The organism is Gluconobacter cadivus (genome assembly GCF_015244745.1).
Classification (GTDB): Bacteria; Pseudomonadota; Alphaproteobacteria; order Acetobacterales; family Acetobacteraceae; genus Gluconobacter; species Gluconobacter cadivus.
In genome coordinates, this window is record NZ_JABCQI010000028.1 from 1 (window position 1) to 740 (window position 740).

A 740-nucleotide genomic window follows, 5' to 3' on the forward strand; every position below is an offset into this window, starting at 1 on the left:
TGTTTAGTCCCGGGATTTGATGGGGTATTATTTTCACGAGAGTGGAAGGAAGCCTTATGGGCCAGATACGTCATGGGAGCGCCACGACCACGCACGCCGTGCGAGCGGCAATACAGCGATCGCAGGCTTCGCTCGCGGCGCTGAGCAAGGAGTTCGGGATCAACCCGAAAACAGTTGCAAAATGGCGGAAGCGTCAAACGGTTGAGGATCAGAAGACAGGTCCCAAAGAGCCGCGATCCACGGTTCTGTCCGAGACGGACGAAGCGATGATCGTGGCGTTTCGCCGGCATACGTTGCTGCCGCTGGATGACTGTCTTTATGCTCTGCAGGCCAGCATCCCTCATCTGACACGCTCGGCTCTGCATCGCTGCCTTCAGCGCCACGGGATATCCCGGTTGCCGGACATCGAAGGAGACAAGCCCAAACGCCAGCGCTTCAAACGCTATCCCATAGGCTTTTTTCACATCGATATTGCCGAAGTACAGACTGCTGAAGGCAAGCTGCACCTCTTCGTTGCTATCGACCGGACAAGCAAATTCGCTGTCACACAACTCGTCGGGAAAGCTGATCGGAAGACAGCCTGGGAATTCCTCGAACATCTCCTGAGCATCATCCCTTACCGGATCCACACCATTCTGACCGATAACGGCATCCAGTTCGCTGATCAGCCCCGTAACCGCAATACGGCCTGGTCTCGCCCCATGCGCTTCGACATGATCTGCGAAGCTCACGGGATCGAA

At 56.2% G+C, this 740-nt stretch carries 1 protein-coding gene; it reads left to right on the forward strand.

Features of this window, described 5'->3' with window-relative positions; genetic code table 11:
* Positions 1–56: 56 nt before the first annotated feature.
* The coding region (locus HKD28_RS15545; protein WP_194269108.1) for a DDE-type integrase/transposase/recombinase at positions 57–740 on the forward strand (684 nt) is incomplete at its 3' end.